18 protein-coding genes are annotated in these 18,658 nt (G+C 58.3%); 14 read left to right on the top strand and 4 right to left on the bottom strand.

Features of this window, described 5'->3' with window-relative positions; translation table 11 throughout:
- The first annotated feature begins 144 nt into the window (after positions 1-144).
- The 12 genes from C8264_RS20870 (at position 145) to moaC (ending at position 12,266) form a co-directional block, all read left to right on the top strand.
- On the top strand, positions 145-1,008 hold the full coding sequence (locus C8264_RS20870) for a substrate-binding domain-containing protein (RefSeq protein WP_281261475.1): 864 nt from the start codon (positions 145-147) through the stop codon (positions 1,006-1,008).
- The gene (locus C8264_RS20865; protein ID WP_108462909.1) at positions 1,005-2,444 is read left to right on the top strand and encodes a sensor histidine kinase; all 1,440 of its coding nucleotides are present in this window, start codon (positions 1,005-1,007) and stop codon (positions 2,442-2,444) included. Before C8264_RS20870 ends, C8264_RS20865 begins: the two co-directional genes overlap by 4 nt.
- The gene (locus C8264_RS20860) at positions 2,431-3,759 is read left to right on the top strand and encodes a sigma-54-dependent transcriptional regulator (RefSeq protein WP_108462908.1); all 1,329 of its coding nucleotides are present in this window, start codon (positions 2,431-2,433) and stop codon (positions 3,757-3,759) included. The genes C8264_RS20865 and C8264_RS20860 overlap by 14 nt, the downstream gene beginning before the upstream one ends.
- Positions 3,760-3,987: 228 nt before the next feature.
- Positions 3,988-4,512, top strand: coding sequence for an arsenate reductase (azurin) small subunit (locus tag C8264_RS20855; protein WP_108462907.1), 525 nt, complete (start codon positions 3,988-3,990; stop codon positions 4,510-4,512).
- Positions 4,513-4,522: 10 nt separating this feature from the next.
- Positions 4,523-6,985, top strand: a complete 2,463-nt coding sequence (locus C8264_RS20850) for an arsenate reductase (azurin) large subunit (protein ID WP_108462906.1) — start codon at positions 4,523-4,525, stop codon at positions 6,983-6,985.
- A 59-nt stretch (positions 6,986-7,044) separates the two neighbouring features.
- Positions 7,045-7,512 (top strand): hypothetical protein, encoded by a 468-nt coding sequence (locus C8264_RS20845; RefSeq protein WP_108462905.1) that lies wholly within the window; start codon positions 7,045-7,047, stop codon positions 7,510-7,512.
- 66 nt (positions 7,513-7,578) lie between these two features.
- A complete protein-coding gene (locus C8264_RS20840; protein ID WP_162783821.1) occupies positions 7,579-8,802 on the top strand; it encodes a molybdopterin molybdotransferase MoeA in 1,224 nt (407 codons plus the stop codon).
- 42 nt (positions 8,803-8,844) lie between these two features.
- Positions 8,845-9,879 (top strand): GTP 3',8-cyclase MoaA, encoded by a 1,035-nt coding sequence (gene moaA / locus C8264_RS20835; RefSeq protein WP_425430705.1) that lies wholly within the window; start codon positions 8,845-8,847, stop codon positions 9,877-9,879.
- Position 9,880: 1 nt separating this feature from the next.
- Complete coding sequence (gene moaD / locus C8264_RS20830) at positions 9,881-10,132, top strand: molybdopterin converting factor subunit 1 (protein WP_108462903.1); 252 nt, start codon at positions 9,881-9,883, stop codon at positions 10,130-10,132.
- Positions 10,132-10,584, top strand: coding sequence for a molybdenum cofactor biosynthesis protein MoaE (locus C8264_RS20825; protein WP_108462902.1), 453 nt, complete (start codon positions 10,132-10,134; stop codon positions 10,582-10,584). The genes moaD and C8264_RS20825 overlap by 1 nt, the downstream gene beginning before the upstream one ends.
- 59 nt (positions 10,585-10,643) lie before the next feature.
- The gene (locus C8264_RS20820; protein WP_108462901.1) at positions 10,644-11,531 is read left to right on the top strand and encodes a hypothetical protein; all 888 of its coding nucleotides are present in this window, start codon (positions 10,644-10,646) and stop codon (positions 11,529-11,531) included.
- Positions 11,532-11,768: 237 nt separating this feature from the next.
- Positions 11,769-12,266: a cyclic pyranopterin monophosphate synthase MoaC gene (moaC, locus tag C8264_RS20815; protein WP_108462900.1), complete on the top strand. Its 498-nt coding sequence runs from the start codon at positions 11,769-11,771 to the stop codon at positions 12,264-12,266.
- Here moaC and C8264_RS20810 read toward each other — a convergent pair.
- Positions 12,257-12,985: a HesA/MoeB/ThiF family protein gene (locus C8264_RS20810; protein WP_108462899.1), complete on the bottom strand. Its 729-nt coding sequence runs from the start codon at positions 12,983-12,985 to the stop codon at positions 12,257-12,259. The two genes, moaC and C8264_RS20810, sit on opposite strands and share 10 nt — an antisense overlap.
- A gap of 380 nt (positions 12,986-13,365) precedes the next feature.
- Between C8264_RS20810 and C8264_RS20805 the strand changes: the two genes are divergently transcribed.
- Both C8264_RS20805 and modB read left to right on the top strand, forming a co-directional pair.
- Positions 13,366-13,755, top strand: coding sequence for a c-type cytochrome (locus C8264_RS20805; RefSeq protein ID WP_108462898.1), 390 nt, complete (start codon positions 13,366-13,368; stop codon positions 13,753-13,755).
- A gap of 145 nt (positions 13,756-13,900) precedes the next feature.
- On the top strand, positions 13,901-14,536 hold the full coding sequence (gene modB, locus C8264_RS20800; protein ID WP_108462921.1) for a molybdate ABC transporter permease subunit: 636 nt from the start codon (positions 13,901-13,903) through the stop codon (positions 14,534-14,536).
- A 360-nt stretch (positions 14,537-14,896) separates the two neighbouring features.
- Here modB and C8264_RS20795 read toward each other — a convergent pair whose 3' ends face one another.
- The 3 genes from C8264_RS20795 to C8264_RS20785 all read right to left on the bottom strand — a co-directional run.
- Positions 14,897-15,679: a L,D-transpeptidase family protein gene (locus C8264_RS20795; RefSeq protein WP_245893425.1), complete on the bottom strand. Its 783-nt coding sequence runs from the start codon at positions 15,677-15,679 to the stop codon at positions 14,897-14,899.
- 180 nt (positions 15,680-15,859) lie between these two features.
- Entirely contained in the window at positions 15,860-17,803 is a 1,944-nt protein-coding gene (locus tag C8264_RS20790; RefSeq protein ID WP_162783820.1) for a hypothetical protein, read from the bottom strand.
- Between the two features lie 504 nt (positions 17,804-18,307).
- On the bottom strand, positions 18,308-18,658 hold a 351-nt coding region (locus C8264_RS20785; RefSeq protein WP_483863844.1), incomplete at its 5' end, for a cation transporter dimerization domain-containing protein.

The following is an 18,658-nucleotide window of genomic DNA, read 5'->3' as shown; positions in this document are numbered from 1 at the left end:
CTGTTCGCCACCTTTGGATTTCGCGCCAGAGGCACAACTCAGCAACGACGATTAATATTGGATGATCCGTGATCAAGAGCTAGGATTTTGCAACTTCGCGCTTGACCGGCATTGGCTTATACTGCGCGCGAGGAGAAATCGACCGTGCACAGGCTATTAACCCGTCGTGGCTTCGTCGCCGGAGCGGTGGCCGCTGCCTTTTCAACAAAGGCGCTGGCCCAGACGCGGCCTGACGTGCTTCGGTTTGGCCTCACGCCAGTGTTCCTTTCCGACGATCTGGCGCTGCTGGATGAGCTCAAACGTTATTTGGAACAGTCGTGCGGCCGTCCGGTCCAGCTCGTTACTCGCCGGACATATCAGGAAATCGTTGCACTTCTTGTCTCTGGACAACTCGAGGCAGCCTGGATTTGCGGTTATCCATTCGTGCAGTTCCGATCCAAACTGTCGCTTGTGGCGGTGCCGGTCTGGCGCGGAAAATCGCTCTACCAGTCCTATCTGATTGTCGCCAAAGACCGGTCAGTCGCAACCGTTGCCGAGCTCAAGGGAGACGTCCACGCCTTTTCGGATCCGGACTCCAACTCGGGTTATTTGGTGACAAGCGCATTGCTTGCTGGTCTTGCTTCATCCCCGGCGCGATATTTCTCACACACCTTCTTCACCTATGCTCATCGCAATGTGGTGCGTGCCGTGGCTTCTGGGCTAGCGCAATCTGGGTCGGTGGATGGGTACGTACTCGAGGTCCTGAAGCAGGTCGAGCCCACGCTGGTAGAACAGGTGCGGATTGTGCGCCGGTCTGAATGGCTGGGATTTCCGCCCATTGCATGCGCTGCTGGGTTGGAACAGGACGAGCGGGTGCTAGCCCTCGGGCAGGCGCTCTATCGAATGCATGCCTCAGGGGCAGGGCAGAGATTGCTGTCGGCCTTACAGCTTGACGGATTCGTTGAGCAGCCGCCCAGTCTTTACGACCCCATTTCACTGATGGTGGCTGCAGTGAGCCGAAGCGCATGAAAGTCAGACATTGGCCCATCACACTTAAGATACCGGCGCTCGTCGCCGGCCTGATGATAGTCGTCAGCGCTGTCGTGACTCAGCAGGTCATCTCGCGACTGGTTGACACGCAGCAGCGCAATCTGACCGCACTTTCTGACGCCTATCTTGCAGGTATTTCGACGTCTCTCGTTCCACATGTGCTCCGAGGCGACATCTGGGAAGTGTACGAAGGACTCGAACGTGCGCAAGGGCTCTATCCCATGTTGCGGCCCATCGACACCATTGTTGTCGGAGCTGATGGCTTGGTGATTGCGTCCAGCCACCCCAAAACTTCGCCTTCATTCCAACCGCCACCAGATGACTTTGTGGCAGAGCTCAAAGGGACTGATTTCGCCAGAAACGAAGCACGCAACCTCGCTTTTGCGCAACAGGACCTCATGTACCAAGGGCGCCGGGTGGGCGCGATCATGGCGTCGATCGATGTCTCGCATCTGCGTCAGGAACGTGACGGGGTGCTGATGACCCTGCTGCTAACCAATGCCGCACTCACGCTATTGTTGGCGTGCTCGGGGTATATGATCGTCAGGCGCATGGTTCATCCGATGCGCATCCTGGGCGACCGTCTCCGAGCTGCCAATGAGGGGCCACCGCAACCTATCCATGCATCCGAGATGCCAAGGAAAGGTGGCGAGGCGTACGAGTTATTTGAGTCCTACAATGGTCTCGTTCGAGCAGAAAGGCAGCGACAAAGCCTCCTTCTACATGTAGCCGCGGAAGAGCGTTTGGCCAGCTTGGGGCGCCTTGCCTCCGGCATGGCACATGAGATTAACAATCCTCTGGGAGGGCTCTTTAATGCTCTCGACACTTTGCGAAACTTCGGCGATCGCGAAGGTGTGCGTGCCCGTTCAGTGGCCCTGATCGAGCAAGGATTAAAAGGAATAAAGGACGTAGTAGCGGCAGCCCTTCACAATTACCGACCCGAACGCGATGCTCGCCCTTTCGGCGCCCAGGATTTGGATGACCTCAAAATGCTTGTGCAGCCGGAAGCTCGGCGCAAAGGGCTTAGCCTCAGATGGTCGAGCGAGCTTGAAGGGTCATACCAAGTGCAAAAAACTCCAGTTCGGCAGGCAGTGCTGAACCTCTTGCTAAACGCCTGTGCGGCGACCCCTGCGGGTGGGCAAGTGGAGTTGGTCGCAAAGCGGGTAGATGATCAGGTGGTGATTTGCATTTCAGACAAGGGACCGGGGCTACCGCCAGCTGCAATGCGCCTGCTGACCTCAGAAGATGCCGCACCGGTCGGCAGTTCGGGCTTGGGACTTTGGATGACACGTCGATCAGTGTCGGAGGCGAAAGGTAATATAAGCGTCACGTTGCGAGCCGAGGGTGGCACTACGATCCGGTTATCCTTTCCGGAAGTGGCTGAAGAGGAGGAGAGGGAACGTGCAGTCGCTTGATGGCAGAAGCATAGGATTGATCGAGGACGACACCCTGATGGGCGAGTCGCTGAGCGAGAGCCTGGAACTGCGCGGCGCACAGGTGCGATGGTGGCAGTCAGGGCGTGAAGCGCTCGATGACCTATGCAACGGTTTCGGTCCTGATGCTCTCGTCTGCGACATGAGGCTGCCTGACATTTCCGGGGAGCAGGTGATGGAGGGTTTGCGCAAGCATGGCAACAATGTTCCCATTCTCTTTATGACCGCGTTCGGCAATATCGATCAGGCTGTCAGGCTGATCCGGGGCGGCGCCGGGGATTACGTCACCAAGCCGTTCGACATGCCCTTGTTCCTTGATCGTCTCACCAGCCTGCTTACACCACAGACGCGGTCGGAAGATGCCGTGCTCGGTATTTCCCAAGCGATGCGGGATGCAGAGAAATACATCGCTCGTATCGCTCCTCTTCCCGGGACCGTTCTGATTACCGGTGAGACCGGCGTGGGCAAGGAGGTCACTGCGCGCTATCTGCACTCGCTTGCTTGTCCTGCTGCGCCGTTCGTTGCGGTTAACTGTGCGGCCATCCCGCCGGACTTGCTCGAAAGTGAACTCTTCGGCCACGAACGAGGCGCATTCACGGGGGCTAATAGCCGCCATCTCGGCTATGCCGAACGTGCAGGAAACGGAGTACTGTTTCTCGACGAAGTCGGCGAAATGCCGCTGGTACTTCAGGTCAAGCTGCTGCGCCTGATTGAGGAGAGAAGTTTCCATAGGGTAGGTGGAGAGGTGCTGATCCCATTCTCAGCAAGGATCGTGGCGGCCACCAATAAGGATCCGGAGCAGGCAATCGCAGACGGAACCTTCCGGGAAGATCTGTTCTATCGACTGGATACGTTCCCCCTGGAGCTGGCGCCACTACGGGACCGACCGGAGGACATCGGATGGTTACTTGATCGGTTCGTGGCTGCGGGAAGGCAGAGTGCGGGTGGCAGCTCGCTACCCAAGGGCGCGAGTGCCCTTGCACACGACGCAGCCCTGGCACATGAATGGCCAGGCAATGTGCGAGAACTCCGCAATCGGGTGGAGCGGGCCATGGCACTTGCAACCGGAGAATGGTTGCAGCCAGCTGACCTGTTTCCGAACCGCCGCGGCGCTGCAAGGAGTGCGGGGCAGGGTGCGCTCAGCTCCATCAGGGATGCTGCCGAGAAACGTGCCATTGTGTCCGCCTTGAAAGACAGCGGCGGCCGTGCACCGGAGGCTGCCCGTTTGCTTGGTGTTTCGCGAACTACCTTATGGGAAAAGATGCGCCGCTTGCAGGTGGGGGAAGGTAATCCTTAGCGGAGCAGCCTCCGGCCGGGTCTCACTTTCCGGTAAACAGGTGCGGCATCTGCCATCCGTGTCGGGCTGCCGTTCGGGAAACCGAACGAGATTCTCCGTCCTTCGCGGTTCCGAACGGCGCCTTCGAACGGCGGTCGCTCGATGCCCTTGGTTCCCGCTGCAATGTACCGCTTCATGAGTTGGCACGGCATTCGCATGGTGTTCCCCAGTTAGGCTTGGGAGGAGCACATGAAGAGTTGCGATAAACTGGTCGATGCGGGACGCCGCCGTTTTCTGTCGGGCAGCGCGGTGGCAGCAGGCGCTGTCGCCGTTTCGGTATTGCCGGCACAGGCGCAGCAGGCCGGGACAGCTTTGGCTCGTGTAGAATATCCGTCGAACCGTCTTGGGAATGTCTCCGAGCTGGTGGTGGACGAGCCGCTCTACGTCGCCTATCCCGATGACGATGCGCCGGGGGTCATCCTAAAACTCGGTACTCGTGTCGAAGGGGGCGTCGGCCCCGATGGCGACATTGTTGGCTTCACAACCCTGTGCCCGCACAAGGGCTACCCCCTCTTCTATAAGGACACGGATCGGACCCTTGCATGTCCTGGCCACTATTCGATTTTTGACGTCGAGAAGGGTGGCCAACAGACGTGGGGGCATGCCACTCAGAATTTGCCCCAGTACGTGCTCCGCATCGAAGCGGACGGCGAGATCTATGCCGATGGTCTCGACGAGCTTCTGTTCGGCCGCATGTCCAACGTGCTCGCCTGAGGAGGAAAGAATGGCTTACAAACGTCATATAGACCGTCTGCCTATCGTTCCGGTCGAGGCACAAGAACACAACGTCGTCTGCCACTATTGCATCGTCGGCTGCGGCTACAAGGCTTACACGTGGCCCACGAACAAGCAGGGTGGCACGTCTCCCGACCAGAACAAATTCGGTGCCTACTATAGCACCCAACTCGCAGCAGACGATCCGGCCTGGTACTCGCCCTCGATGTACAACATCGTGAAACAGAACGGGCAGGACCACCACATCGTCATCAAACCAGATCACGAATGCGTCGTGAACGAGGGCCTCGGTTCGGCACGCGGATCACGCATCGCTGAAATGAGCTACTCGGACGCACGCTCCACCCAGCAGCAGAGACTTCGCACTCCGACGGTCTGGCGCTACGGCATGATGCAGCCCACAGCTTGGGACGATGCTCTTGATCTCGTTGCTCAGGTTACTGCCCGTGTCATCGAGGAACAAGGCGAGGATGGGCTGATCGTTTCGGCATTCGACCATGGCGGGGCCGGTGGCGGTTACGAGAACACATGGGGGACCGGCAAGCTCTATTTCGGAGCTATGAAGGTCAAGAACATCCGCATTCACAATCGCCCTGCGTACAATTCGGAAGTCCATGCGACCCGTGACATGGGCGTGGGCGAGCTGAACAACTGCTACGAAGATGCGGAATTGGCTGACACCATCATGGCTGTCGGTACCAACGCGTTAGAAACGCAGACGAACTACTTCCTTGCTCACTGGGTGCCGAATCTCCGCGGCTCAAGTCTGGACAAGAAGCAGGAGCAGCTTCCAGACGAAGAACATGCGCCTGGTCGGGTGATCATCGTTGATCCGCGCCGTACCCCAACCCTGTCGGCATGCGAAGCCGAGGCGGGGCCCGACAATGTACTGCACCTGGCCATCAAGTCGGGTACGGACTTGGCGCTGTTCAACGCGATCTTCGGCGTTATTGCTGACCGCGGCTGGGTTGACCAGACATTCATCGACAAGTCCACGCTGGGCTTCGAGGAAGCTGTGGGTGCCAGCCGCCTGAGTGTGGAGGAAGCATCCGAGATCACCGGAATTTCCGTAGCGGATATCGAAAAGGCTGCGTCGTGGATTGCAGAGCCCAAAGGCGATGGTTCTCGTCGGCGGACAATGTTTGCCTATGAAAAAGGCCTGCTGTGGGGCAACGACAACTACCGCACCAACGGTGCCCTAGTTAACCTGGCCCTTGCCACTGGTAACATCGGCGTTCCCGGGGGTGGATGTGTTCGAATGGGCGGTCACCAAGAAGGTTACGTCCGCCCTTCCGACTCACATGTTGGCCGCCCGGCTGCCTATGTCGATCAGATGCTGATCAACCGCGAAGGCGGAGTGCACCACATCTGGGGTTGTGACCACTACAAGACTACCCTTAACGCTCACCAGTTCAAGCGCACCTATAAGGAACGTACCGACCTCGTGAAGGAAGCGATGGACTCAGTGCCGGCAGGCGATCGCGAGGCCATGGTCGAGGCGATCATGGGCGCCATCCGCAAGGGCGGCCTGTTTGCGGTGGACGTTGATATCGTGCCGACCGCTATCGGTCAGGCATGCCACGTTATGCTACCGGCTGCCACATCGGGCGAGATGAACCTTACGTCCATGAACGGCGAGCGCCGCATGCGCCTCACCGAGCGGTACATGGACCCTCCGGGTCAATCGATGCCTGACTGCCTCATTGCCGCTCGCCTGGCCAACAACCTGGAGCGTGTGTTCCGCGATCGTGGCAATGCGGAGTATGCCGACCAGTTCCAGGGTTTCGATTGGGAGACCGAGGAAGACGCGTTCATGGACGGCTACAACCAAAATGCGGGCGGAGGTGAGTTCGTCACTTATGAACGGCTCAAGGCCATGGGTACCAATGGGTTCCAGGAACCCGCCACCGGCTTTGAAGACGGCAAGATCATCGGTACGCAACGGCTGTACTCTGATGGCAAGTTCTCGACTGATGATGGCAAGGCTCGCTTCATGCGCACCGAATGGCGTGGGTTGCAGGCCGCCGGCAAGGAAGAGCAGCGTGCAAAGTACAAGTACCTGATCAACAACGGCCGTGCGAACCTTGTCTGGCAGTCAGCATACCTCGACAAGGAAAACGAGCTGGTTATGGATCGCTGGCCCTATCCATTCATCGAGATGCATCCCGATGACATGGAAGAGCTCGGGGTCAAGCAAGGGGACCTTGTTGAAATCTTCAACAATGCCGGCGCCACTCAGGCAATGGCGTATCCGACCCCCACGGCACGCCGGGGAGAGACCTTTATGCTGTTCGGCTATCCCACGGGCGTGGTCGGCAACGTCATCGATGCGGGCGTGAACGAGCTTATCATCCCGAACTACAAGCAGACCTGGGGCGACATCCGCAAGATCGCCGATGCTCCCGCCGATGTTCAGCACCTGTCTTTCAAGTCCAAGCATTACACAGCTTGATCGCAAGATCGGGCCGCCGGGCATACCGGCGGCCCTCTGCAATTCAGGGAGGAATTCCAATGCGTAGAACCACACTCGGCATCGTGACGGCACTGACGCTCATGACGACCGTGGCAGCCCATTCCGCATGCATCGACGATGTCACGTCCCTTTCGAGCGAACTGGAGACACTGCAGTCGGAGTCGACTGAAGCTTTGCCATCAGCGGAGGCCGCAACCACCGTGACCACGGAGAGCACTGCTGCTTCTGCCCCCGCAGGTGAGGCTCTGACCGGCGACCCGTTGAATCCCAAGCCGGGCTCCCCCAGTACGGCCGAGCAAGCCACTTCCACTCCGACGTCCGAAGAGGGTGAAGGGGTGATGCCTGGCGCGGACGCATCAGTTGACCTGGTTGGGGAGGAACTGTCGGAAGTAGCTGCTCTCATCGAACAGGCTCGTGAAGCCTCAACCAGCGGTGACGAGAATGCCTGTGCCGAGGCGATCGTGTCGGCTCAGGATATCATGTCCCGGCTGTCTGCAGCCAACTAGCTGGTGGCACAGGGATTGGCGGACCGCACGTCTTTGGGTCCATACGAGAGCAGGATAGAAAAAGCCGTGCCAACCTTGGTTGGCGTGGACGACATCGCCTTGCATATCCGCGAGTGGGCAAAGCCGATATCGGTCACCGAAGAGATCGCGTCGGCCTCAGCCATGGGGCGTGTCCTGGCAGCGGATGTCCATTCATCGCAGTTCCTGCCGCCGTTCGATGCATCTGCAGTCGACGGCTATGCCATTGGTGCGGATGCTTTGGGTAAGGACGGTGTCGAACTCGCATTGCGCGGCATGGCGCACCCTGGCCTTGCGCCCGATCCAGTGGGACCTGGCAGTGCGGTAAGGATTCTAACGGGCGCTGCGATCCCTCAAGGCTGTCGTGCAGTCGTCATGCAAGAGCAAGTTGTTCGATCCCGGAATTCGGTCGTAATCTTAGCTGCGGCTTCTGATGGCGAGAACATCAGACGTACTGGCGAGGATATTGCCATAGAGGACATGGTCCTGTCTGCCGGGACTGCACTGCAACCTCACCATGTAGGAGTGCTTGCTGCAGTCGGGCAACAAACGATACCGGTGGTGCGGCGAATCCGGGTCGCAACAGTGGCGTTTGGAAACGAACTCGTTCGACATGGTGAAACACCAGGACTCCACCAGATCAACGACTCCAACTCCCCCATGGCTCGCTCTATGCTTTGCCATCCAGCCCTGGAGTTTGTCGGAGCTCACCAGATCGGGGACGACCTGCAGGAAGCAGCCTGGGCCTTCTCCAAACTCGCAGGTCAGGTGGATGTGATCATGACTAGTGGTGGCATGTCAGTGGGGGACGGTGACTACACCAAGCGTGCGCTGACCCGGGCAGGTGGTCAATGGCGGCTGCTGTCCCTCAACATGAAGCCTGGCAAGCCGGTCGGAATGGGGCAAATAGGTCCGTGCAGCGTGCTTGGGCTGCCGGGCAACCCTTTCGCGGCCCTGGTATGCATGCACCTCGTTGGCCGCCCCTTGTTGCGTCGGCTTGCCGGATCAGCTTCGCCCAGACTATGGCGCCCCGCAAGGGCCGCTTTCGATCTGACACGCAGTCCAGGGCGTACGGAGTTTTTTCCCGCACGGGTCAGTGGGTACGACGACTATGGTGCACCATTGATCGAACGGCTGGGGAAGGGCGGGTCAGCTCGCTTGCGACCCTTGGTGCATGCGGATGGCATCGGCCGAATGGAGGCGCATGTTGATCGGGTGGTACCTGGCGACGTCCTCAAGTTCGAGAGCTTTGCCGAGCTCAGTCAATTATAGTTGGCAGAAAACACGGCATACGGGCGCTGGGGGAGACAGAAAATGTTTATGCAAACGCCGGCAGTGACTGAAGCTAGTGCTGCCCGTCCCCTTATCGACGGGTTCGGCAGGCACGTCACTTACCTTCGGATCTCGGTAACCGACCGGTGCGATTTCCGGTGCACCTATTGCATGGCCGAGGAAATGACGTTCTTGCCCAAGAGCGAGGTGCTGTCGTTCGAGGAGGTCGATGCCATAGCTTCGGCTTTTGTCGCCAGAGGCGTGACCAAGTTACGTCTGACCGGCGGGGAGCCATTGGTTCGGCGCGACATCATGCAACTCGTTGAGCGCCTTGGGCGCCATCTCGGCTCTGGTGCGCTCTCCGAACTCACCTTGACCACCAACGGCAGCCAACTCGCGCGGTTTGCCGGACAGCTCGCCGCCCACGGCGTGCGCCGGGTCAACGTATCGCTCGACAGCCTCGATGAGAAACGTTTTGCCGCTATCACCCGTCGTGGCCGACTAGGACAGGTCATCGAGGGCATCGATGCCGCCGCTGCAGCAGGGCTCGCGGTCAAGATCAACATGGTCCCGATGAAGGGAATCAACGACGACGAAATCGAAACCATGATGGCGTGGGCCCATGCTCGGGCTTTTGGACTGACGTTGATTGAAGCCATGCCGATGGGCGATGTGGATATTGATCGTTTCGACAGCCACTTGCCTCTCAGTGTGGTTCGAGACAATTTGAAGCAACGATACACTCTTGAGCCATTGCCCATGCGCACCGGCGGGCCGGCACGCTACGCCCGTGTCAAGGAGACCGGTGGTACTCTTGGTTTCATCACGCCGCTCACCCACAATTTTTGCGAGAGCTGCAACCGTGTCAGGCTGACGGCCACGGGCCAGCTTTATCTGTGCCTCGGCCAGGAAGACCGGGTCGACCTGCGCACTGCATGGCGAGAGGGGGGAGCGGAGGAACTCGACCGTGCCTTGGACCGGGCCATGATTGCCAAACCCAAAGGCCACGACTTCCTGGTGGACCGCTCCCATCGTGCGCCAGCAGTCGGACGCCACATGTCGGTAACGGGAGGCTAGGGTGCGCATTCTCTATTTCGCTTGGCTTCGCGAGCGGTTGAACAAGGGTGAAGAAGAGGTCAATCTTCCGGAGCAGGTCCGCACGGTGTCGGATCTTCTTTCCTGGCTTGCATCGACCGACGAGGCAGCCGATCTCGCATTCGGGGACAGACGGATCATCCGGGCCGCCGTGGACGAACGGCTCGTAGGGCACGACGCCTCCATCTCGGGCGCAAGAACCGTCGCCTTGTTCCCTCCTATGACGGGTGGCTGATGCCCGTGCGTCTTCAAAGTGCTCCATTCGACCCAGGAGCAGAGTTCAACTGTTTCCTGGCCCAAGCCAAAGGTGCCGGAGCTGCCGTGACGTTCACGGGGCTGGTGCGTTCGCTTGCCGGCAGCGAAATCGAAAGCATGACACTGGAACACTATCCAGAGCTGGCCGAGAGGCAGATCGGTCAAATCCTGGACGAAGCTACCACCCGCTTCGCACTTCTTGACGCGGTCGTTATCCATAGGTTTGGCGAACTTTTCCCCGACGAGCCGATCATGCAGGTAATGACACTGGCACTGCACCGGCGGGAAGCATTCGACGGCGCTGAATTCCTTATGGACTACCTGAAGACGGATGCTCCCTTTTGGAAACTGGAGAAAACCGCAGGCGAAAGCTCATGGGTAGCCGCCAAGGAATCTGACGATCAGGCCAAGAGGCGCTGGAAGCTGGACTAAGCGCTTTGCTGTACGGAAAGAACCGTCTACGTGCCGTAGGACCAGGGAGGCCGATCCGCATGTCCACCAAAGCGTCTGATAGCCGTGCGTTCTTACGGCCCCGTTGCATCTACACCGGCAAGGATTTCAATTTCGCCGATCCGTTGCTCAGGCCAAGCCTCGAGCACATCATACCTCTGTCCTTGGGCGGTTCTGACGACTTCACGACCAAGGACGTATCCGCAGAAGCGAATGCCCGCGCTGGGAACGAGATCGATGGTGAGGTCGCTTCGTCTTTCCTTTTTATGATGCTGCGGCATCGCTATCAGCTTCGAGGCAATAGGCCAGTGCTGCCGTCCATAAGGCTGACCGGCGATTTCACTGACGTGCAATCGGAGGCTCTGCTCGACATCAATCCCGATGGATCCTTGGGTTTTCAGTTCAAGAACGAACAGGAGGTCCGAGGCAATATCATTTCCGTTGCCTCTACCGAGGATCGGGTACGGTTTCTTCTGAAAGCTCGACTGAACCAAGCCAGGAAGAAAAATCTGCAACTGCTTACCCGTGACGGGACCATCGCGGATGAGGAGGACATCGAGATCGCCTTAGCCTTGGCTGATCGGGCGGACGCGAAGGAGTTCCACGGGCGGGTCATCTTCAACATGCGTGAATACGACTTCGCTGTCGCAAGGCTGGTCTTGAAGATAGCAATTGGGCTTGGTCATAGGGTGCTTGGACCTGAATGGACGTTCGTTGCCGGCGGCCACTCGTTGCGTACCGCATTGTTTGCCAGACCTGGACATACCAAACCGCCGCGAGTAGCCGGCTCGTTGCACTTCGAGATGCCGAGAATATCCGCAAAATCGTGGGCGTTTCTCCAGATCAGCACGTTATGGCCGTTTTCCCGCAGGGAAGGACCACTACGGCGACCATATCCCTATTTGGTGGCGATGCTGGGATTGCGGTGATCGACTTGAACTATGACAGCCGCAAACTGTTCAATGCCGCGATCAATCATGGGCACGATGTACCGTGCGTATTCACCATACCGCTGCTTCCGTTAGGGCAGAAGCGACGAATGACGAGCAAGACGGTGCTTGAAACCGCAGATGCTGCGGCTTGGAATGGGCTTTTGCCACGGAACCGGGCTGCTGCACAACGGCAGGCGCCCAAGCGTGGAGCGAGAACTGAATAGGAAATCCTTAATGAAAGACGGTCTGACACATCTGGACGATAACGGCCATGCCCGTATGGTGGACGTCGGAGACAAGCCAGTCACACGAAGGAAAGCGGTGGCGACAGCGGCGATAGAGGGCCAACCCCAGACTATCTCAGCGATCACGGGCGGGCAGCTTAAGAAGGGCGATGCTTTGGCAGTGGCCAGGGTGGCAGGCATCATGGCTGCCAAAAAGACGGCTGAGCTCATCCCCTTGTGCCACCCGATTCCATTGACCCGGGTGGAGATCGAAATTGTTCCCGAGAAGGATGGCCGCACGCTGACGATCACGGCAACTGCAGAAACGACAGACCGAACGGGCATTGAAATGGAGGCAATGACGGCGGTCACAGTGGCGGCGCTGATCATCTACGATATGGCTAAGGCGATCGACAGGGAGATGAGCATCGTGAGAGTTCAGCTAGAGGAAAAAAGCGGGGGCAAGTCGGGCGAGTTCCGGCGGAGCTCGACGCAGCGTCAGCCATAGCGAAGCTCGTTAAATCGGGCGTCTTTCCCATTGTAGACGAGGAGCCGTCCAACCAGGCTTTCGCCCACGCCGGTGATCAACTTGATCGCCTCCATCGCCATCAGCGTGCCGATTACGCCGGTCAACGCACCAATGACTCCAGTTGCCTCGCACGAGGGCAAGTCATCTTGGCTCGGGTGAACGGGATACAGGTCCCGGAACTTCGGGTGATCCGGCCCGGGTAAGAAGACCGTGACCTGACCGTCGAACATCGACACAGCCCCGAAGACCAGCGGTTTGCTCAATTGCTCTGATGCATCGGCGCTTATGACCCTGGTTGCAAAGTTGTCGGAGCCATCAATCAGGATGTCGTAGTCGCGGACGATATCCTGGGCATTCGAGTGGGCGAAGCGGTCTTCGTAGGTTTTGACAGCCACGTGCGGGTTAAGGGCCGCGAGAAAGTCCTTGGCGCTTTCAGTCTTGGGCCGGCCGACTTGATCTACCGAATGGATGACCTGCCGTTGCAAGTTTGAAATCGCCACTGCGTCATCGTCGATAATGCCGATCGTGCCGACGCCGGCAGCGCCCAAATAGGCAACAACTGGGCTGCCGAGCCCCCCGGCCCCGATTACCAACACTTTGGCAGCCTTTATACGCTGCTGGCCTGAACCACCCACCCCCTTAAGCACCAGATGGCGTGCGTAACGCCTGGTCTCGTCAGGCGACAGTACTTGGGTCATCAAACGACACTCCAGGGTTCAGCATACGTGGGCTTGGAGGCACTTCGGCTCCCGATGCTTGGTTCCGGCTTCCCGTCCAGGCCGCCGACGGTTTGCATGTTATCAGAGCAACCGCTGGATGCGAGGTTAAGGTGCGTTCGGACTTTCGAACGTTAGTCTCCGCCGTGCGGATAACCGAACTCCCCTTTGTACTTAGATGCAGCAAAAGCGTTCATCCATATAGGCGGGAGGAATGGCACGCTCTTTGCAACCAACATCCTGAGCCGAAAGGCGCAGCTGCTTGTACGTAGTTCGAGCGAGGTTTGGCCAGATCACTCTGGGCTTGGCTGAGCTTGGTACCACACGAAAGCTTCGCTGAACGCATGACTAAGGGATGGAATATGAAGTCGCAAATTTTCTTCGCTACGGCTGCCGTGCTGGCACTCTCGACCTCGTCTCAAGCTCAGGACCTAGAGGCCGGGAAGAAAGTCTTCAACAAGTGCATGGCCTGTCATGCCGTGGGTGAAAACGCGAAGAACAAGCTCGGTCCAGTTCTCAACGGGGTGGTAGATCGGTCTGCCGGAACAATCGAAGGCTTCAGATACTCGTCAGCCATGCAGGAGTCGGGACTTGCGTGGGATACCGAAACCCTGTCCGAGTTCCTCAAGGCACCTAAGGTCGTTGTTCCGGGCACGAAGATGAATTTCCCCGGGCTCAAATCCGATGAGGAAGTCGCAAACGTGATCGCTTACCTTGCCCAGTTCGAGGAAGATGGCTCGCTCGCCCAATAGTCCGATTCCAAAAGTTGGAACGACGTCCAATGCTCATCCACGGTGAGCGTCATCGCCGGATCGTCGCTTATTTTGGCTATGGCGCAAGGACATTAGAAAGGCATTGGTGAACGTGGGGGCTGTTCTTACGCCGCTCCTCCTGACAATGCTGCTTGCCGGCATAACGACCCTCTTGCTCTTGCCAGTTGGTACCGCATTGGCATGGTGGATCGCCAAATCGCAAGGGCGCTGGAGAGACATCGTGACGGCAGTCGTTTCCCTGCCGCTAGTGTTGCCGCCGACTGTTCTCGGCTTCTACTTGTTGGTCGCCCTGGGACCATTCGGGCCAGGGGGACAGCTGGCATCCTTGTGGGGTGCGCGAACTCTGGCCTTTAGCTTTGAAGGATTGGTGATCGGATCGATGGTCTATTCACTGCCCTTTATGGTCTTGCCCCTTCGTATGGCGTTTAAAGCCATTGGCAGAGAGCCGTTGGAGGCTGGCGCTACCCTTGGGGCGTCGAACAATCGCATCTTCTGGAGAATAGCAGTGCCCTTGGCTCTGCCCGGGTTTATGTCAGGTGCGATCATGACATTCGCCCACACGCTAGGGGAGTTCGGGGTCGTGCTAATGATAGGAGGCAACATTCCCGGAGAGACAAAGGTCCTGTCAATCGCGATCTACGACTTCATCGAACGCGGGCAATGGGTCGAGGCCCATATCGTATCTGCTGGAATGGTGCTGTTTGCGTATGTTGTTGTTACGACGGCGATGCAGATTCAACGGATAGGTGCTCGTCAGTAGGTTTCGGCTAATAGGCAGCGCCTTCAGTAAGTGTCTTTGGTTAGCAGAACAATGCTGGTGAAGCTTCAGTCTACAAATAGTCGTCAACAAAACACTCGGCCCCCAACGACGCCGCGTTACACCGTTTCCGGCCCGTCAGGGCTTACTCTTACAGGTAAACGGCGAGTTTTATGGAACAACTAAACTTCGCTCGAGCTGCCTGCACAGACCGCACCTAACTAAACGGTGAAAGGCGGTATGGTGGTGCGACGACACATTGCCGTTGTTAGTCCCAATCGGCTGCCCACCATCACGGCATCCGGAAGTGAAAATGTTCGCAGGAGGAAGCTCGAATCTTACCGGTGGGGCCGGTAGGACCTCCTAAAGCGCGGCCATGGTCGACAGCGAACCGACGGGACAAGGACCATTCGGATCAAGCGGTACCCCGCCTGGTTGGGTTCGGTTGAAGACGTAGCGCCGCTCGCACACATCCCACGCCGGTGGCTGCAGGGTGTCGTCGAAGGCGTCCGTGCCTTGCTTCAAATTGGCCCAGAAGGGGGCATGCGGACTGGAGGCGTGTGCTGCCATGTTGGTGTCGTTCATGCGGAAGGGCAGCAGCTGGAGCTGCACGGATCGGTTTCCGCCTCGAAACGACTCCCGGACCAAGGCATAGAGTTCCTTGATACCTTCATCGGTCATGGCGAAGCAGCCGACCGACTGGCAATCGCCATGCACCATCAAATTGGTGCCTGTGCGTCCCCATGCCTGGTCGAACTTGTTGGGGAAGCCGACATTGAACGAGAGCCAATAGGCAGACTTCGGATTCATCAGGGCCGGGGTGACATCATAGAAACCTTCTGGTGACTGGTAGTCGCCTTCCTGGATTTTCGGGCCGAGCGCCCCGGACCACTTGCAGATGGGGTAGGTCTTGAGCAAGGCATAGCGACCCGAGTTGGTGCGCTTCCAGACCTCGAGTTCGGATGATTGCTTGAAGACCCGGATCATCATCGGCTCTGTTGGCGAGGATCCAATTTCGGCCAGGCGGTCGGCCACTGCCTTGTTCAACGGAACATTGTGGCGGTTGTCGCCGACGAACTGGCTGCAGCCCGCAACCAGGAGCACGGTAGCGAACAGGGTGACGGCATGCAGGAGTCGGTTGAGCATCGGGGAGTCCATCTTGAGCTTGGCCGATCTTATTGCGTCGATGGTTACCGGCTGGTGTTCACCCCGGTGGCGCCGGTGGTCTGAGGTGAATACGGCATCGGTACCAACAAATATGGCTACTTGGCCTATGTCACACACTCGAAAGTCGAGACTGGAAGAAGTACACATCCGCCACAGTAATCAACGCTGAAGATAGGTCGCCGTGTAGGCTCCGGTCACAGCGTCGAAGAACCCGTACCCGATGCCCTTGATCGTCTCGGATCGGAATGCAATGGCTTCGCCTTCCCGCCGGATCTCCTGTAACGTTTCACCAGAAAATTGTAGCGGCAGCATGCCCTCGAGCATTCGTCCGGTACGCGGGTCTGTCCGAACCGCGAACGAAAGGGTGCTTTCCTCCCACCTTACGTCGCCAAAGTTCGATCCGTTGCGACCGTCGGTCCAGTCCAACATCTGCTGAGCCGATACCAGGGGAACGCCCCTGTCGGTGGCCAGGTCCATCAACTGGACGTCGAAGGGATTATGGAAGTCATAGTGCGTGCCGAACGCTCCACAATATGCTTCAGGTCCCAGCGCCCGGTCGATCAGCGCTTCGACCGCCTCGAAGGAGCTGGAGAAGACTTCGTCCACCAGATGTGTTTCCTGCTGATATACGTCGATCAGCCTCCCTTGTTCGTCGGAAAACCGCATCGGCAGGCCCGAGCCGGTCATGAATCCTGCCCGCCCATCGATCCAGTCCTTCGGCCAGTAGTAGTAGTTCATGTCATATCTAATGCCCCAGCCTCGCTCGATGTGAGGCTGGCTGGCGTAGTCACTCCAGACAATGCAGTGAAACCGGCTTCCCTGTTGCGGCGGCACACTCGGGAATACGAGCCGGAAATCGAGAAGATCCTCGAAGAAGGCCCGTGTGAGCGTGTACCCCGACCAGTCGTGGCAATGGGTACTGGCATGCCCCCCGATGTCGAATCCCTGGTCGACATATCCTGCCGCTTGCCTGTCGCTCATGCCCGACGATCTTTCCATCCAGGATGTAGCGCGAGCGCATTCCCAATTGGCAACGTCGCAGTTCTCGGGGCCAAGCACGAGCATCCGGTCGAAGCTCTGGTTGGTGCGATCCCTGGTGCCATGGTCATCGGCAGCCATGACCAGCAGGGCCTTGGCGCCTTTCGGAAAGTACCAGAATCTGGGAAGCGGCGCAGTATCGCGCATCATGTGCGTGATCAGGTTCGACAGCATGCGCATCTGTTCGTCGGCCTGCGGAATCGCGACCTTGTTCAAGTCGACGAAGTCCGGCTCCGCATTGTCACCGGTGCCGCCGAAGAACAGATCGTTGGGGCGGATGGGATCGAGACCGTCCCGCTCCTGACCGGCCCACTCGAGATTCCCCTGCCCTAACAATACGACCGACCGGGCAAGGTCGAAAGTGAATGCGGCAATCTCTCCACCGGCTGTGCCGATCGGGCGTATCGTTAGGGCAGGGGCAATAGCGGAACTGGTAGCGTCAGAAAAAAGCGTTGCGATGGTGCGGATGTCAGGTGTGGTCGATACGATATCTGCCGTACCATGGAATTGTATGGTTTCGCCGACCAATCCCTGTCCGGGCGGAGCGGAGGTGTCGATGCGAAGGTAAGCGTCATCCAGTGTGGATGACGCTGGCATCAAACCAGAAAGGGCGGCCAGTTCACCGGAAGGTCGCACCGCAATGAGATTGCCGCCTCTCTCGAGCCAATCCTCGATTATCGGCATCAGGGCGTTGTCCAGGACAGGCTCCGCCAAAATGGCGACCTGATGCGAAAACAATATATCACGGGTCAGGTTGGCAGCCTCGGTGGTCGTGAAACTGGTCAAACCTTCTGCACGGAGGATCTCGGCGTAGAAGTCGTCGAACACGACCGAGTCCGACCCTATCACCAGGATGGGCCCGCCCAGGCCTGGCTCCGGAATCTGGTTGTCCGAGACGGTGAACTCCCACTCAACGGCTTCGCCTTGCCCGATCCGGGCTTCGGCGTTGTAGGTGCCCGGAACCAATTCGGAGTTCGGGATCATCATCGCAGCTGTCTGGCTGGTGTGAACTTCGAAAGCGCCTGTGATGCGCTGGTCGTCCGCGTTGCGGAGGCGGAGGCTCACAGCATCCAGCGCACCTGGGAAGGGACGGTCAAAGCCAATTACCAGTCTGGTGTCTCCGAACACATCGGTTTTACCTGCGGGAGGAAACACCGAGGTGATCGTCGGTACGTCGGCATCCGGGTATTGGAGCCACCGAACGGCTGCGAGTGTTGCTGCGAATACAACGATCAGAACGATCGCTGCCTTCAGTAGTCCCCCCCGCGTTCTCAGCAGATCCCGGATGCCCAGTTTCGCTTCGTGCAACCATCCGCCAATCGCCGTCCTCCGCGACCGTGAATGCCTGGTCTTCCGGCCCCCCTCTTCTAGCTTCTTGTCCAGTCTGTTGTCTCCCCAAGCATTCCATGTCCGAAGTACCGCAATGCATTTCCCCGGATTATTTTTCGCCTGTTGTCATGTGATAAGGACATCCCGAAACAAAGTTCCCCCAAAAGGGAAGCAAGAACATCGGCAGTCTCCTTGAGCTCCTTTCGACCATAAGGAGGGAGGAATACTCGCCAGTGAGGCTCAGTCATCATCCTCGGCAATGATCTGTCCCTTGTGATCGACACGTCCTGCCAGCTCTATTTCGATGGTTGCATGCTCCACATCGAACAGGTCGTGCAGCGTTTTCTTCAAGGTCTCCTTCATGTCCGTCGCCGATGCCAAATCGTTCCTGTCGGTGGCAAGATGCACCTCAACGGCGGTGCGCCCTTCGCTGATTTCCCAAACATGAAGATGGTGTACATCGACTACCCCCTCGGCCGATCGAAGGTGGGCCAACAAACCATCGTGGTCGAACCCTTTCGGGGCGCTGTCCATAAGCACGGAAATGGATTCGCGAATTTCGCTTCCGCCATGGATCAGAACGTAGATGGC

The organism is Devosia naphthalenivorans (genome assembly GCF_003056355.1).
GTDB lineage: Bacteria > Pseudomonadota > Alphaproteobacteria > Rhizobiales > Devosiaceae > Devosia > Devosia naphthalenivorans.
The sequence above is the reverse complement of the archived record's forward strand: the minus strand, read 5'-3'. Positions and strand labels throughout refer to the sequence as shown.

Bases quoted from the DNA above. Each gene is read 5' to 3' on its own strand.
- C8264_RS20865 (WP_108462909.1), top strand. From the start codon at position 1,005: ATGAAAGTCAGACATTGGCCCATCACACTTAAGATACCGGCGCTCGTC.
- C8264_RS20855 (WP_108462907.1), top strand. From the start codon at position 3,988: ATGAAGAGTTGCGATAAACTGGTCGATGCGGGACGCCGCCGTTTTCTG.
- C8264_RS20850 (WP_108462906.1), top strand. From the start codon at position 4,523: ATGGCTTACAAACGTCATATAGACCGTCTGCCTATCGTTCCGGTCGAG.
- C8264_RS20845 (WP_108462905.1), top strand. From the start codon at position 7,045: ATGCGTAGAACCACACTCGGCATCGTGACGGCACTGACGCTCATGACG.
- moaA (WP_425430705.1), top strand. From the start codon at position 8,845: ATGTTTATGCAAACGCCGGCAGTGACTGAAGCTAGTGCTGCCCGTCCC.
- C8264_RS20825 (WP_108462902.1), top strand. From the start codon at position 10,132: ATGCCCGTGCGTCTTCAAAGTGCTCCATTCGACCCAGGAGCAGAGTTC.
- C8264_RS20820 (WP_108462901.1), top strand. From the start codon at position 10,644: ATGTCCACCAAAGCGTCTGATAGCCGTGCGTTCTTACGGCCCCGTTGC.
- moaC (WP_108462900.1), top strand. From the start codon at position 11,769: ATGAAAGACGGTCTGACACATCTGGACGATAACGGCCATGCCCGTATG.
- C8264_RS20810 (WP_108462899.1), bottom strand. From the start codon at position 12,985: ATGACCCAAGTACTGTCGCCTGACGAGACCAGGCGTTACGCACGCCAT.
- C8264_RS20805 (WP_108462898.1), top strand. From the start codon at position 13,366: ATGAAGTCGCAAATTTTCTTCGCTACGGCTGCCGTGCTGGCACTCTCG.
- modB (WP_108462921.1), top strand. From the start codon at position 13,901: ATGCTGCTTGCCGGCATAACGACCCTCTTGCTCTTGCCAGTTGGTACC.
- C8264_RS20795 (WP_245893425.1), bottom strand. From the start codon at position 15,679: ATGCTCAACCGACTCCTGCATGCCGTCACCCTGTTCGCTACCGTGCTC.